Genomic DNA, 13,694 nt, shown 5'->3' on the forward strand with positions numbered 1-13,694 from the left:
CCTGGGCGCGCAGGCGCCGGCCGTCGACCTCGACGACGGCCTGCGCGAGCGCCGGGCGGGGCAGCGCGGACCCGGTCACGACGCTCAGCGTGAGGCGGGCGGAGGTGACGGTGCCGAGGGCACCGTCGAGGGCGGCGAGCAGCGCCCGTTCCGCCGCCGCCCGCTCCGCCTCGGTGACGGGACCGGAGGTCAGGAACTGGATCTCCGGCCGTTCCCGAGTGAACGATTGCATGATTCCCCCAGATAAACGGATTGATCACCGAATGGTCACCGCGCGTACCGCGCACCGGGTGCGGCGGGCCGTACGGCGGCCTCCGTATATAAAGACTTCGTCACCGTTCTGAGCGTTAGCCGGAACGCGCGAGAGCTTCGTCACGCTGTGACTCCGCGTGCCCCGCAGGCCGTTGTATGGCAAACTACCTGCGGGGTCACGCCCGCCCCCGGGCACCGCCCGAGGCGCCACCGGTCACGCGTGACCAGGTGTGACCACCCGCCTTTACCATGACCGCCCGCCCATGCCGAGAGCGGATATTTCACACTTCCCAATTGGCGGTCCTGATCCTCTAGCATGTTGCAGTGCCGTTCCGTCCGTGAACGGTTTCGTCGACTGGCTGGTGACCCCTTGCCCCAGGATTCCGCTGCACAGAAGCCCTCGGCCGATGGCGGATCGGCCGGTGGCCGGCTCATCGACTATCCGCGCCGCGGCGGGCCGACCGTCCTGCGCATCCTGCTCGGCGCGCAGCTGCGCCGGCTCCGCGAGGCGCGCGGGATGTCCACCGAGGAGGCCGGGTACGAGATCCGCGGCTCCCACTCCAAGATCAGCCGGATGGAGCTCGGCCGGGTCGGGTTCAAGGAGCGCGACGTCTCCGACCTGCTGACCCTCTACGGCGTGGAGGACCCGGAGGAGCGCGACTCGCTGCTCCAGCTGGCCAAGGAGGCCAACACCCCCGGCTGGTGGCACCAGTACGGCGACGTGCTGCCCGGCTGGTTCGAGACCTACCTCGGGCTGGAGGGCGCGGCGTCGCTGCTGCGCACCTACGAGGTCCAGTTCGTCCCCGGCCTGATGCAGACCGAGGACTACGCGCGGGCCGTGGTGCGGCTCGGCTACGGCGACGCCCCCGACGAGGAGATGCAGCGCCGCGTGGGCCTGCGGATGACCCGCCAGGAGCGCTTCACCGAGCCCGGCTCCACGCCGACGCTGTGGGCGGTGCTGGACGAGGCGGTGCTGCGCCGCCCGCTCGGCGGCCGCGACGTGATGCGCGCGCAGATCCGGCACCTGATCGAGATGACCGCGCTGCCCAACGTCACGCTGCAGATCGTGCCGTTCGGCGCCCCCGACCACGCGGCGGCGGGCGGCCCGTTCACGATCCTGCGGTTCGCCGAGCCGGGCCTCTCGGACGTGGTGTTCCTGGAGCAGCTCACCAGCGCGCTCTACCTGGACAAGCCCACCGACGTCGACACGTACATGCGCGCGATGAACAACCTCTGCATCGCCGCCACGCGGCCCGACGACACGGTCGCGTTCCTGCGCCGGATGCTCGACGAGATCTGATCCCCCTCACGGGCGGCGGCCCCGGGTGTCCCCCGGGGCCCGCTCTCGGTCGGCTTTGGGAGACCCGCCGTGCCCGGCCGCCTTGACAGCCGGATCCGGCCACGCCGTTCCGCGCTGTCAGATCCGGTCACGCTCGGTGGCCGTACGCTCGCCGCGGCCCCCGCAAAGGAGGGCCGGCGAGCGTACGGCCGGCCGGAGTCGATCAGGACCGGTCAGAGCAGCGGGGCCAGCTCGCGCCACTGCGCCACCGGCGGCTCGTCGCCGTCCGTGATGACCTGGAGCGCCAGATGGTCGGCGCCCGCGTCGAAGTGCTCGGCGAGCCGGCGGCCGACGGCCTCCACGTCGCCCCATGCGAACACCGCGTCGATGAGGCGGTCGCTGCCGCCGCCGGCCACGTCGCCCTCCTCGAAGCCCAGCCGCAGCAGGTTGCTCGTGTAGTTGGGGAGCTGGAGGTACATCTCCAGGTGCCCGCGCGCGGCCGCCCGGGCCCGGGCCGGGTCGCTCTCGAGGACGACCTTGACCTCCGGGGCGAGCAGCGGGCCGGTGCCGAGCGCCTCGCGGGCGCGGCGGGTGTGCTCGGGCGTGATGAGGTACGGGTGCGCGCCCGCCGCGCGGTCCTTGGACGCCGCCAGCATCTTCGGCCCGAGCGCGGCGAGCACGCGCCGCTCCGGCGGGGAGCCGGCCGCGTCGAGCCGGTCCAGGTAGTCGATCATCGCGCTGTACGGGCGGGTGTAGCGGTCGCCGACCAGCGCGCCGTGGCTGGCGCCCAGGCCGAGCAGGAAGCGGCCGGGATGGTCGGCGGCCAGCGCCGCCTCCTCCTTGGCGACCGTCTCGGGCTCGTAGTCCCAGATGCTCAGGATCCCCGTGGCCACCACCAGCCGCGACGTCGCCGCGAGCAGCCGCTGCGCGTGCCGCACGCCCGGGCTGCCGCCCAGCCACGCCGCGCCGTACCCGAGCGCCTCCAGCTCCGCCGCCGCGTCCTGGTTGCGCTTCGGGTCCCCGAAGCGCAGCTCGCTGCTCCACACGCCCAGCCGGCCGATGTCCATGCCTGTCCCCTTCAAGATCGAGTGCGGTTCCCCCGCACAACCCCCCGGCTCCTACCCGCCATTCCCCGCGTCCCCCCTGTTCTCCGTGTTCTCGGTGTTCTCGGTGTTCTCCGTGTTGGCCGGGCGCCCCGCGTCTCCCCCGCCGTCCAGGACGCGCTCCGCACGGCTCCGGCTCGTACCGCGGAACTCCGCGATGACGGCGCCGTCGGCGACCCGCCGGACGGTCACGTCGTACACGCCGCCGCGGCCGTACAGGACGCGCTCCTCGGCGACCGCCTCCAGCACGTCGCCGTCGTACGCGGGCGCGGTGAACACGATGTCGGCCGCCGCCGCGACCGTGACGCGGTCGTGGGTGTTGCACGCGTACGCGAACGCCGAGTCGGCCAGCAGGAACAGGTAGCCGCCGTGGGCGAGGCCGTGGCCGTTCACCATCGCGGGCGTGACCGCCATCCGGATCCGCGCCCGCCCCGGCGCGACGCCGGCGACCTCCATGCCCAGCTCGACGGCGACCCGGTCGCGCCCGTACATCGTCTCGGCGCACCGCCGCGCCGTCTCGTCCGCCGCGCTCATCGGTTCAGCGTATTGATCGTTCCGCACGGGGGAAGGTGATTCGGGGTACCGGTGTTGATCGATTCACCGGATCGCGTCCGACCCATCCATTCCAGAAGGAGAGACCCGATGCTGTACGGGCAGGAACACGTCAAGCGCTACCAGGAGACCGACGGCGCCGAGGGGCACGACTGGCAGAACACCACGGTGCTGCTCCTCACCACCAAGGGCCGCAAGACGGGCAATCCGTTCACCACGCCGCTCATCTACCAGGAGGACGGCGGCAACCCGGTCATCGTCGCGTCCAAGGGCGGCGATGACGACGACCCGGGCTGGTACAAGAACCTCAAGGTGAACCCCGAGGTGCAGGTGCAGGTGAAGGGCGACAGGTTCACCGCGCGGGCGCGGACGGCGACGCCGGAGGAGAAGCCGGCGCTGTGGAAGAAGATGGCCGCGACCTGGCCGGCGTACGACGAGTACCAGACCAAGACCAGCCGCGAGATCCCGGTCGTGGTCCTCGAACGCGTCTGACCGGACCCGTCGGCGGGTCCGATCGCGCGGTTCCCTTTCACGGGGCGGGCGCGGGCGTGTAGCGTCGGGTGAACATGCGTTCGACCGTTCGAGCCTGCCGAGGTGCTGAGGTGCCGACGTCACCGCCGCCGCGACTGCTGAAGCGCTGGGGCCTCGCCGACCCGTCGCCGCCCGTCGCGCTCGGCGCCGGGCGCTGGCGGGTCGACACCCCGTCGGGGGCGTACCACCTGCGGGAGTACGCCCCGGACGCGCGCCGCCGGGTGGCCTTCCAGCACACCGTCACCGCCGCGCTCGACGCGGCCGGGCTGCCGGTGCTGGCGCCCGTGCCGGCGGTGCGCGGCGGCCGCACGCTCGTCACGGCGGGCGGGCTCGGGTATGCGCTGCACCCGTGGGCGTCGGGCCTGCGGCGCGGCGGGCTGGAGCTGGCGTTCGGCCAGTGCGAGCGGCTCGGCCGGCTGCTGGGCGAGCTGCACGCGGCGCTGGACCGGCTCACCGCGCCCGTGCAGCAGAGCCTGCTGGTGCCGACGCCGCGCGCGGCCGACGCGGTGGCCGCGCTCGACGGCATGCTGGCCGCGCTGCCCGGCGACGGCAACGACTTCGCCGCGCTCACCGAGCGGCGGCTGCTGGAGCGCCGGGCGCTGCTGACCGGGATGGCCGACCACCAGCCGCCGGAGATCGAGGTCTCCACGGTCGGCCATCTGCACGGCGCGTTCCACGCGGGAAACCTGCGGTACGGCGGCGCGGGCAACGTGACCGCGGTGCTCGGCTGGGACGCGCTGACGACCGGCCCGGTCGCCGGCGAGCTGGTCCGGGCGGCGGCGGCGCTGTTCGCGTGCGAGGACGAGCGCGGGCTCGACCTCGACCGGGTGCGGGCGTTCGTCCGCGGGCACCGCGCGGTGTTCCCGCTGGACGGCGGGCAGATCCAGGCGGCGGTGCACCGCGAGTGGTGGGAGCGGCTGTGCGACGTCGGCCCGCTGCGGCACCGCTACGTGGGCCCGCCGGCCGGCGACGGCGCGGGCGACGGCCCGGACGGCGACACGGGCGGGGGCGCCGGCGCGGCGGCGGCCCTGGTCGGCTGGTGGTCGGAGCATCTGGACCGCACACTGGACGTCTTCGCCGCCCCGTACGACGAACTGCCTGAGGAGACCCCGGGCGACAGCCCCGCCTACGGCTGATCCGCCCGTACGACGCCGATGCGAGAAAGGCCGATCATGACCGCTGTCGCGCTGCTCGGAACCGGGATCATGGGCGCGCCCATGGCCCGCAACCTGCTCCGGAACGGGCTCGAGACGCGGGTGTGGAACCGCACCCGCGCACGCGCCGAGCCGCTGCTCGCCGAGGGCGCCGTGGTGGCGGGCTCGCCCGCCGAGGCCGCCGCCGGCGCGGACGTCGTCATCACGATGCTGACCGACGGCGACGCCGTGCTGGCGGCGATGCGCGACGCCGCGCCCGGATTGGGCGAGGGCCAGATCTGGGCGCAGACGAGCACGGTCGGGGTTGCCGCGCTCGGCCCGCTCGCCGAGCTGGCGGACGAGCACGGCCTGACGTTCGTGGACGCGCCCGTCCAGGGCACCAGGCAGCCCGCCGAGCAGGGGAACCTCGTCGTTCTCGCGGCCGGGCCCCAGGAGGCGCGCGGGCCACTGGAGCCGGTGTTCGGCGCGATCGGCGCCAGGACGCTGTGGGTCGGCGACGACGGCGCTCAGGGCAACGGGACACGGCTGAAGATGACCACCGTCGGGTACGGGATCGCGCTGACCTCGATCGTCGCCGAGGCGATGGCGCTGGTGAAGGGGCTCGGCCTCGATCCGGCGCTGTTCGGCGAGGTGGTGACCGGCGGGCCGATGGACAGCCCGTACCTCCAGGCGAAGCTGGCGGCCATCATGGCCGGCGACTTCGAGCCCAGCTTCGCGCTGCACAACGCCGAGAAGGACACCCGGCTGATCGGCGAGGCCGCGCGAGCGGCCGGGATCGAGGTCGACATGGCCGACGCGGCCGGCCGGCGATTCCGCCGCGCGATCGAGCAGGGGCACGGCGACGAGGACATGTCGGCGACCTACTTCGCCGGGTTCACGTCCTCGTAGGCGGTGCCCGCGGGCAGGGCGGCGGGCAGGTGGGTGAAGGACCCGGCGAGCAGCTGGAGCTCCTCCGGCCCGCCGCCGCTCCCCCGCAGTTCGAGCACGGCGCCGTTCGGCACCGTGCACGTCCGCTGGAAGCGCGCGAACGCCCGCATCTCCGCCGCGTCCGGATCGGTGACGCCGGTGGTGAGCGACCACATCAGCGCGCGCATGAACAGGCCGTGGGTGAACACGGCCGTCAGCCCGCCGCCCGGCCGCCGCGCCAGCCGCGCGAGGAGGTCGCGCGCGCGAGCGACGACCTCCTGGAACGTCTCGCCGTCGCCGCCGTTCGCGTACGCGGGATCGGCGCGCTCCCAGTAGGCGACGGCGTGCGGGCGGCGCTGCGTATTGGTCGTCCCGGGCCCGTGCAGGCCGCCGAGGAAGGTGAACTCCTGGACGGGCCATTCCTCGTACGGCACGTCGGGGAACCGTTCCCGCGTCGGCCGCGCGGTCTCGCGGGCGCGCACGAACGGCGAGCTCACGATCAGCGCGGGCGGCCCGGTGAACGCGGCGGCGACGCGCTCGGCCTCGGCCCGGCCGCGCGGGGTGAGGGGCGCGGCCCCGGGGCCGTCGGTGGGGAGCCCCGCGTTCGACTCGCTCTGCCCGTGCCGGATCAGCCACGCCCGCGGGCCCGCCGTTTCGATCATGGACACAGGCTGGCACGCGCGCGCCGGGGCGCGAAACCCCCGGCCCGGCGGGCGCGGCTCGTTAGGGTGGGGCGATGGCACGCACCACCGAGCCCGCGACCGGGGACTACTGGAACCACAACACCCACTACCACGGCCTCGTGCTGCGGGCCATGCCGCGCGGATGCCGCGAGGCGCTGGACGTGGGGTGCGGCGACGGCCTCCTCGTCCGCCGGCTCGCCGGGCGGGCCGGGCACGTCACCGGGATCGACTCCTCCGCCGAGATGATCGCCGCGGCCCGGAAGGAGAGCGGCGGGCTCGCCAACGTCGACTTCATCGAGTCCGATCTGCTGGCCTGCGACCTGCCCGCCGAGGGCTACGACTTCGTGTGCAGCGTCGCGGCGATCCACCACATGGACTTCACCGCCGCGCTGACGGCGATGCGCGACGCGGTGCGCCCGGGCGGGAGCCTCGTCGTCATCGGCCTGGCGCGCAACGGGTCGTTCCAGGAGAGGCTCCGCGGCAGTGTGGGCCTCCCGGCGCACCGGTTCCACCACTGGCGCAACCGTGCGCGGGCCGGCGACCCGGCCGCCCCGATCGCCGATCCCGAGATGACGTGGGGCGAGGTCCGGGACGAGGCGCTGCGGATCCTTCCCGGCGCGCGCTACGAGCGGCTCGCGCTCTGGCGCTACATGGTCTCCTGGCACAAGCCCGCGCGCTGACGCCGGCGGCCGCACTCCGGCACCGGCACGCGGCGTATCTACAGTTCTCGTGATTCCCTACATAGAACGCAGGTCGGGCAAAACCGGCGTCACGGAAGGGCTCGCCCGGCAATGCCCCGCCGTACGGCGCCCGGGTAAATCCCTTCCCGCCCGCGACACGCGAAACTGGAAAAGACTGGAACTGTCTGGAAGCTGCTGTACTCTCACCCGCATGCCCCCGTCCCACGGCGTTCCGACTCCCGAGGCACGGGGCCCCGAATCGGCGGGCCCCGAAGCGCTGGAGGCGCGCATCGCCGAATTGCGCACCGCCGTCCGGCGCGCGATGGCGCGGAACGACCGGCAGACCGCCCGCGCGCTGCGCGCGGAACTGCGCGAGACCGAGGACGCCTGGGACGACGCGGTGCTCGGCGAGCCCGCCGGCGCCGCCGTCCCGGAAACGGCGGCCGCGGAAAAGCCCGCGCCCCGAAGCAACGCCCGGGAAAAGGCCGCCCGGGGCGGGAACGGGCGGAAAAAGGACGCCGGCAGAACGAGTCCCGAGCGCGGGCTCGTGCCCGTCCGCGACCAGGTGCACCAGGCGCTGACGCTGCTCGGCGTCCCCGCCGCGCCCAAGCTGATCGGATCGGTGTACGCGGCGTTCTTCCCCGGCGAGATCCCCGGCACCCGGCTCACCAGCCTGCGGCGCGACGAGGAGCGCTCGTTCCGGACCGCGCCGTACGCCCGGCCCTACTACCTGTGCGCCGCGCTCACCGCCGACCTGCTGGCGCCCGCCCGCGGGCTGATCACGGTGAGCACCTGGCCGCTGGAGCAGCGGGTGGTCGGCCCGCTGAGCCCGCGCACCGACTTCCTGCGCGCCGCGCTGCGGGTCGCCGAGCACGCGGCGCGCGGCGGCGACCCGTCCCCGGACGCCCAGCGGCTGCTGTGGCGGTTCGCCTCCAACATCCCCGGCACGCCCGGCGGCCCCGGAGACCGGGCCGGCACCGTCGACCCGGCCGCGCTGGCCGAGGCCGCCGGGGCCGAGCTCGAGGTGCATCTCGACGCCGACGGGAAGGCCCGGCGGCGGGCCGCCGAGCGCGCCCGCACCCAGCTCGACGACGCCGAACGGCTCTTCGGCTCGCGCCTGCGGGCCATGCGCGCGGCGTCGGGCACCGACGGCCGGGCCCCGGGCCCGGCGTCCGGACCGCCCGCGCCGGCCCTGCGGCCGGTACGCGGGACGGGCAAGGCGAAGGGCACCCGCAGACCCCGCGGGACCGACGCGCCGGCCGCGCCGGCGCCGCGGCCCCACCGCACCACCCACGAGGACGACCGATGACCGAAACCGCCCTGGAACCCACCCTCGACCGGCTGCGCGGCGGCACCCCGCCCCGCAACCACGACGCGCGCACCATCGCCGCGCTCACCGCCAACCCCGGTTGCGCGCGGCGCGGGGTGATGGACGCCGCCGGCGTCGACAAGGACTTCCTGGCCCGCGAGCTCGGCTTCCCCTCGCCGTTCGGCCAGTCGCAGTTCGCCATCACGCGCGGCAACGCGTTCGAGGCGCAGGTGAAGGCGGACGGCTGCGCCGAGCTGCTCACGCTGCTGCGCGACACGCTCGGCCTGGACGTGCCCGAGGTCGCCTACGACGACCTGGAGGTGGTGGCCGGGCACGAGGGCCGCGAGCTTCGGCACGGCCGCACCCGGCGGCTGCTGGCGCGGGCGCTGGAGACCGGCGAGGGCACGCTGTTCGACCATCCGCTGCTGCGGCTGGACATCGCGGGCCAGACCGCCTACCTGGAGCCGGACGTGATCGCGTTCCAGTACGCGGGCCGGCTGCACGTGATCGAGATCAAGTCGTTCGCGGTGGTGGACGGGCAGGCCGAGCCGGAGCAGGTCGCCGCCGCCGCCCGCCAGTCCGCGGTGTACGTGCTGGCGCTGCGCCGGCTGGTGGAGGAGCTCGGCCATCCGCGCGAGCTGGTGTCGCACGAGGTCTTCCTGGTGTGCCCGGAGAACTTCTCCAACCGCCCGTCGGCGACGCCGGTGGACGTGCGGCCGCAGCTGGCGGTACTGGAGCGGCAGCTGGCCCGGCTCACCCGGATCGACCGGATCCTCGGCGAGCTGCCGGGCGACCTGACGTTCGCGCCGGGCGAGGCGCTGCCGAACTCGGTCAGGGCGGTCGAGGCCCGGTACGCGCCCGAGTGCATGGCCAGCTGCGAGATGGCGTTCTTCTGCCGGGACGAGGCGCGGGCCTGCGGCGCCACCGGCACCCTCGGCCGCTCGGTCCGCGACGACCTCGGCGGGGTCGACTCGATCCCGACCGCGCTGGCGCTGGCCGACGGCTCGCTGGAGCCGTCCGACGACCTGGCCGAGACCGCCGCCCAGCTGCGCGCCGCCGACCGGCTGCGCCGCGAGGTCCTGGGCGGCGCCGCATGATCCACCCTGGCCGTTCTACCCGTTCTGTCCTTTCTGTTCGTTCTGTCCGTATCCCGGAGGTCCCCGCGACGTGAGCGTGCTCACCTCGCTCGCCCAGCTGGAGGCGGCCGCCACCGGCCGCGCCCAGCCGCTGGCGACGGTCCGGCACCTGCACGTGTCGGACGCGCCGCTGGTGCTGATCCCGCTGAAGCTGGCGGGTGAGGCCGCCGCGCCGCTCGCGGTGATGCTCGGCACCGATCCGGCCGACCCGACGCTGCTGGTCGTCCCGCAGCCGCGCAACCGCGACCTGCGGTTCGCGTTCGCCGCCGACCTGGCGAAGCTCGTGCTCAACCATGTGGAGACGAGCCGGGGCGCGGTCGAGGAGCTGCCGCCGGGCAAGGGGGACAAGGAGGGCGAGGAGCGCATCCGGTACGGCGACGCCCCGCAGCTGCTGGTGCCCAACCGGGGCGGCGTGGGGTTCCTGCGGCTGCTGGGCCGCTCGACGCGGTTCCGCCGGACCGAGGGCCCGTACGCGGTGGACGCCGCGGTGCCGGTGCTGGGCCGCTGGCTGACGTGGTTCGCCGACCGCAACGACCATCCCGGCTCGTCGCTGCTGCTGGCGATGACCGAGGCGCTGCGGCTGCACTGGGCGACCGGGCAGAGTTCGCTGGAGGACGGCAACCTCGCCGCGCTGATGGGCTGGATCGCCCCGCCCGGCGGGCTGGACGGACCGGCCGCCGCGGCGCGCGCCGAGGACCCGCTGATCTGCCCCCCGGCGGGCCCGGCGACCGACCCGTCGTTCGACAACGAGGTGCTGGCGCCCGCGATCGCCGCGTACGACCAGGCGGGCCGCGACCCGCGCGCCGGGGAGCGCGTCCGCCGGGCGCTGTCCGACCAGCTGTTCCCGACGTGGGAGCTGATGTGGCGGGCGGTGGAGGCGCTGCGGAGGCTGCCGCCGGGCGCGAGCGTGGCCGCCCGCTGGGAGCGGGACCGCGACTCGTTCACCTACTACCACCAGACGTTCGGCGAGGCGTACCCGCAGGCCCGCCGCGACCCGCCGGTACGGGCGGCGCGGCGGCTGCACGACCTGGAGCGCGCCCAGGACGCCTACGAGGCGCAGCGCGCCTTCGACGACCCGCTCGTCATGGCCGAGCACCGGCTGGCCGGGCAGGCGTTCGGCGGCACGGTCGTCGACAGCGACCCGACCCGGCTGGACGAGACGGGCAAGCGCCCGAAGCTGCGCCCGCACCTTCGGGTCGGCACCGAGGACCCGGTCCGGCTCGACATCGGCACCACGGTGTGCAGCGCCGAGCGCCCGTCCCTCAAGGGCAGGATCGTGGAGATCGACGAGCGCACCCGCAGCGTGCTGCTGGAGCTGACCGGCGGGATGGGCCGCAAGCTGGAGCCCCCGCCGGGCGTCGTCCCCGAGATCGGGACGCGGGTGGTGTTCACCTCGCACACCGCCGACTCGTTCGGCGTGGCGAAGTTCCCCGACAAGGAGGAGACGCCGTGGACGCACGGCGGCCCGCCCGAGGAGTACGTGGCCAACGACGAGGACGCGGCGGAGGAGTGGTCGTAGTGGAGGGCATCGATCCGTCGGTGGCGGCGACCAAGGTCGTCGAGGAGGTGCTGGCCGACCTGGACGGCGGCCACCGGGGCGTGGTGGTCGACTCCCCGCCCGGCGCGGGCAAGTCGACCCTCGTGGTCCGGGCCGCCGCGCACCTGGCCGCGGCCGGCGAGGCGCTGATGATCGTCGCGCAGACCAACGAGCAGGTCGACGACCTCATCGACCGGATCGGCGTGAAGCATCCGGACGTGACGCTCGGCCGCCTCTCGGCCTCCACGTACACCATCTCCGACCGCGTGCTGTCGCACCCCGCCGTCAAGGTCGCGACCAAGGCCGACCAGCTGGCCGAGTGCATGGTGGTGATCGCCACCGCCGCCAAGTGGGCGACGCTGTCGGAGGGCTCGTGGCCGTGGGCGATCGTGGACGAGGCGTACCAGATGCGCTCGGACATGCTGCTGCGCATCGCGGGCCGCTTCCAGCGCGCGCTGTTCGTGGGCGACCCCGGCCAGCTCGACCCGTTCTCCACCGTCGAGGTGGAACGCTGGGCGGGCCTGTCGTGGGACCCGATGCGCAGCGCCGTCTCCGTGCTGCTCGCCCACAACCCCGACCTGCCGCTGCACCGCCTGCCGGTCTCGTGGCGGCTGCCCGCCTCGGCCGCGCCGGTGGTGTCGGACGCGTTCTATCCGTTCACCGGTTTCCGCTCGGGCACCGGGCCGGGCGACCGCCGGCTGGAGTACGGCGCGGGCGGCATGGGCACCAGCTACGACCGCGCGCTGGACGAGGCCGCCGCGACCGGCTGGGCGCTGTACGAGCTGCCCGCGCGGCACACGCTCCGTACCGACGCCGAGGCCGTCCGGGCGACCGCCGCGCTTGCCGTGCGGCTGCTGCAGCGCGGCCCGGTGGCGCACTCGGAGCAGGGCACGAACCCGGTCGGCGCCGACCGCGTCGCGATCGGCGCCGCGCACCGCGACCAGGTCACCGCGATCCGCGCGGCGCTGGGCGAGCACGGCGAGGGCATCACGGTCGACACCGCCAACCGGCTCCAGGGCCGCGAGTACGACGTCACGGTCGTCCTGCACCCGCTGTCGGGACGGCGCGACGCGACCGCGTTCCACCTGGAGTCGGGGCGCCTGTGCGTCCTGACCTCACGGCACCGGCACGCGTGCGTGGTCGTCGCCCGCGCCGGGATCCCCGAGCTGCTGGACGCGCACCCGTCCACCGAGCCCGTCCACCTGGGCGTCCCGGTGAAGTTCCCCGACGGCTGGGAGGCCAACCAGTCCGTACTGGCCCACCTGGCGGAACACCGAGTCCGAGCACACACCTGACCCCAGCCCGAATGGGGGCCAGGGGCGGAGCCCCAATGGGAGGACGAGGGGGCGAACCCCCCAGCGGGAGCGCAGGGGCGGAGCCCCAAAGGGGGGACGAGGGGGCGGAGCCCCCAGCCGGGGGGTGCGGGGGGCGGAGCCCCCTGCCCGAGGGGCGGGGACCCCGCAAGGAGCCCCGGCGACTGGAGGGGGCTCCGCCCCTCGGGCCCGGGTGGTGAGGAGGGTCGCCCCTCCTCAATGAAAAGAGCCCCGGCGACTGGAGGGGTCCCCGCCCCTCAGGCCCGGGTGGTGAGGAGGGGCGCCCCTCCTCAATGACTCGTCGCGCTCCAGCGGCCGTTGCGGCGGGTGATCGTGATGGGGTGGTCGAAGCACTCGCTGACGAGTTCGGTGGTGAGGACCTCGTCGGCGGGGCCCGAGGCGAGAACGGCGCCGCCGCGGAGCAGGAGGGCGTGGCTGGTGCTGCTGGGGAGCTCTTCCAGGTGGTGGGTGACCAGCACGGTCGCCAGGTCGGGACGGCGTTCGCGGACCTCGTCGATGGCCGACAGGAGGCGCTCGCGGGCGGCGACGTCGAGGCCGGTGGCGGGCTCGTCGAGCAGGAGGACCGGCGGGTCGGGCATGAGGGCGCGGGCGATGAGCGCGCGGCCGCGTTCGCCTTGGGAGAGGTGGGGCCAGCGGGCGTCGGCGCGCGGTGTCAGGCCCATGAGCTCGATCAGCTCGCCGGCGCGGCGCAGCTGCTCGTCGGTCGGGGTCCAGCGCGGCACCAGCTCGATGGTTCCGGTGGCGCCGGTCAGGACGATCTCCCGTACGGTCCGCGCGGACTCCAGCGGGTGCCGCGGGTCGACCTGGCCGATCAGCCTGCGCAGGGTGAAGACGTCCACCCGGCCGAGGCGGTGGCCGAGGATCTCGGCCGATCCGCGGGTGGGGTGGGTGTAGGCGCCGAGGATTCCGAGGAGGGTGCTCTTGCCTGCGCCGTTGGGGCCGAGGAGGGCCCAGTGCTCGCCGGCGAGGACGGTGAGGGTGACCCGGTCCAGGAGGAGCCGGCCGTCCCGGACGAGGTCGATCTTGTCGGCGTTCAGGACGACACCGCGCGGTGCCGCCGGTTCATGATCGGACACGGCGGTCACGTTAGCCGACGGCGGGCGGGCGATTCGACAGCGGGGCCCGGCCGGATACTGTGAGAGCCGCGGCACCTCAGCGATCAGGGAGGGACATGGAGGACATCGGCTTCATGTGCGCCCGCTGCGGCGGCGAGGTCCACGACGTGACGCACAACCGCG

Annotated in this window: 13 protein-coding genes; 9 read left to right on the forward strand and 4 right to left on the reverse strand. The window is 74.6% G+C overall.

The genetic code is table 11. The annotated features are described in order from the left end of the window. Nucleotides 1–685 precede the first annotated feature (685 nt). Complete coding sequence (locus AB0881_RS25040; protein ID WP_366620453.1) at nt 686–1,552, forward strand: helix-turn-helix transcriptional regulator; 867 nt, start codon at nt 686–688, stop codon at nt 1,550–1,552. A 212-nt stretch (nt 1,553–1,764) separates the two neighbouring features. Here the strand turns inward: AB0881_RS25040 and AB0881_RS25045 are convergent, their stop codons facing one another. Continuing rightward, a complete protein-coding gene (locus AB0881_RS25045; RefSeq protein ID WP_366620428.1) occupies nt 1,765–2,598 on the reverse strand; it encodes an LLM class F420-dependent oxidoreductase in 834 nt (277 codons plus the stop codon). Between the two features lie 51 nt (nt 2,599–2,649). Further along, nucleotides 2,650–3,168 (reverse strand): hydroxyphenylacetyl-CoA thioesterase PaaI, encoded by a 519-nt coding sequence (gene paaI / locus AB0881_RS25050; RefSeq protein WP_366620430.1) that lies wholly within the window; start codon nt 3,166–3,168, stop codon nt 2,650–2,652. A gap of 108 nt (nt 3,169–3,276) precedes the next feature. On the opposite strand from paaI, the gene AB0881_RS25055 reads away from it, so the two are divergent. The 3 genes from AB0881_RS25055 (at nt 3,277) to AB0881_RS25065 (ending at nt 5,759) form a co-directional block, all read left to right on the forward strand. Continuing rightward, the gene (locus AB0881_RS25055) at nt 3,277–3,678 is read left to right on the forward strand and encodes a nitroreductase family deazaflavin-dependent oxidoreductase (RefSeq protein WP_366620431.1); all 402 of its coding nucleotides are present in this window, start codon (nt 3,277–3,279) and stop codon (nt 3,676–3,678) included. A gap of 110 nt (nt 3,679–3,788) precedes the next feature. Continuing rightward, nucleotides 3,789–4,853, forward strand: coding sequence for a phosphotransferase (locus AB0881_RS25060; protein WP_366620433.1), 1,065 nt, complete (start codon nt 3,789–3,791; stop codon nt 4,851–4,853). Between the two features lie 36 nt (nt 4,854–4,889). After that, complete coding sequence (locus tag AB0881_RS25065; protein WP_366620435.1) at nt 4,890–5,759, forward strand: NAD(P)-dependent oxidoreductase; 870 nt, start codon at nt 4,890–4,892, stop codon at nt 5,757–5,759. Here AB0881_RS25065 and AB0881_RS25070 read toward each other — a convergent pair. Continuing rightward, nucleotides 5,732–6,439 (reverse strand): histidine phosphatase family protein, encoded by a 708-nt coding sequence (locus tag AB0881_RS25070; protein WP_366620437.1) that lies wholly within the window; start codon nt 6,437–6,439, stop codon nt 5,732–5,734. The two genes, AB0881_RS25065 and AB0881_RS25070, sit on opposite strands and share 28 nt — an antisense overlap. Nucleotides 6,440–6,513: 74 nt before the next feature. On the opposite strand from AB0881_RS25070, the gene AB0881_RS25075 reads away from it, so the two are divergent. The 5 genes from AB0881_RS25075 to AB0881_RS25095 all read left to right on the forward strand — a co-directional run bounded on the left by AB0881_RS25075 (nt 6,514) and on the right by AB0881_RS25095 (nt 12,417). After that, nucleotides 6,514–7,140 (forward strand): class I SAM-dependent methyltransferase, encoded by a 627-nt coding sequence (locus AB0881_RS25075; protein WP_366620438.1) that lies wholly within the window; start codon nt 6,514–6,516, stop codon nt 7,138–7,140. Between the two features lie 211 nt (nt 7,141–7,351). Next, the gene (locus AB0881_RS25080) at nt 7,352–8,449 is read left to right on the forward strand and encodes a hypothetical protein (protein WP_366620440.1); all 1,098 of its coding nucleotides are present in this window, start codon (nt 7,352–7,354) and stop codon (nt 8,447–8,449) included. Further along, nucleotides 8,446–9,546, forward strand: coding sequence for a hypothetical protein (locus tag AB0881_RS25085; protein ID WP_366620442.1), 1,101 nt, complete (start codon nt 8,446–8,448; stop codon nt 9,544–9,546). The genes AB0881_RS25080 and AB0881_RS25085 overlap by 4 nt, the downstream gene beginning before the upstream one ends. Before the next feature lie 70 nt (nt 9,547–9,616). After that, nucleotides 9,617–11,104, forward strand: coding sequence for a hypothetical protein (locus tag AB0881_RS25090; RefSeq protein WP_366620443.1), 1,488 nt, complete (start codon nt 9,617–9,619; stop codon nt 11,102–11,104). Further along, nucleotides 11,104–12,417 (forward strand): AAA family ATPase, encoded by a 1,314-nt coding sequence (locus tag AB0881_RS25095; protein WP_366620445.1) that lies wholly within the window; start codon nt 11,104–11,106, stop codon nt 12,415–12,417. Before AB0881_RS25090 ends, AB0881_RS25095 begins: the two co-directional genes overlap by 1 nt. A 308-nt stretch (nt 12,418–12,725) precedes the next feature. Here the strand turns inward: AB0881_RS25095 and AB0881_RS25100 are convergent, their stop codons facing one another. After that, entirely contained in the window at nt 12,726–13,532 is an 807-nt protein-coding gene (locus AB0881_RS25100) for an ATP-binding cassette domain-containing protein (protein WP_366620447.1), read from the reverse strand. Nucleotides 13,533–13,694: the final 162 nt, after the last annotated feature.

Origin of the sequence: Spirillospora sp. NPDC029432 (assembly GCF_040703975.1) — a bacterium.
Lineage (GTDB): Bacteria > Actinomycetota > Actinomycetes > Streptosporangiales > Streptosporangiaceae > Spirillospora.

What these genes read in the sequence shown, in the direction of transcription:
- paaI (WP_366620430.1), bottom strand. Translation starts at nt 3,168, where the DNA reads ATGAGCGCGGCGGACGAGACGGCGCGGCGGTGCGCCGAGACGATGTAC.
- AB0881_RS25080 (WP_366620440.1), top strand. Translation starts at nt 7,352, where the DNA reads ATGCCCCCGTCCCACGGCGTTCCGACTCCCGAGGCACGGGGCCCCGAA.
- AB0881_RS25055 (WP_366620431.1), top strand. Translation starts at nt 3,277, where the DNA reads ATGCTGTACGGGCAGGAACACGTCAAGCGCTACCAGGAGACCGACGGC.
- AB0881_RS25045 (WP_366620428.1), bottom strand. Translation starts at nt 2,598, where the DNA reads ATGGACATCGGCCGGCTGGGCGTGTGGAGCAGCGAGCTGCGCTTCGGG.
- AB0881_RS25070 (WP_366620437.1), bottom strand. Translation starts at nt 6,439, where the DNA reads ATGATCGAAACGGCGGGCCCGCGGGCGTGGCTGATCCGGCACGGGCAG.
- AB0881_RS25085 (WP_366620442.1), top strand. Translation starts at nt 8,446, where the DNA reads ATGACCGAAACCGCCCTGGAACCCACCCTCGACCGGCTGCGCGGCGGC.
- AB0881_RS25075 (WP_366620438.1), top strand. Translation starts at nt 6,514, where the DNA reads ATGGCACGCACCACCGAGCCCGCGACCGGGGACTACTGGAACCACAAC.
- AB0881_RS25065 (WP_366620435.1), top strand. Translation starts at nt 4,890, where the DNA reads ATGACCGCTGTCGCGCTGCTCGGAACCGGGATCATGGGCGCGCCCATG.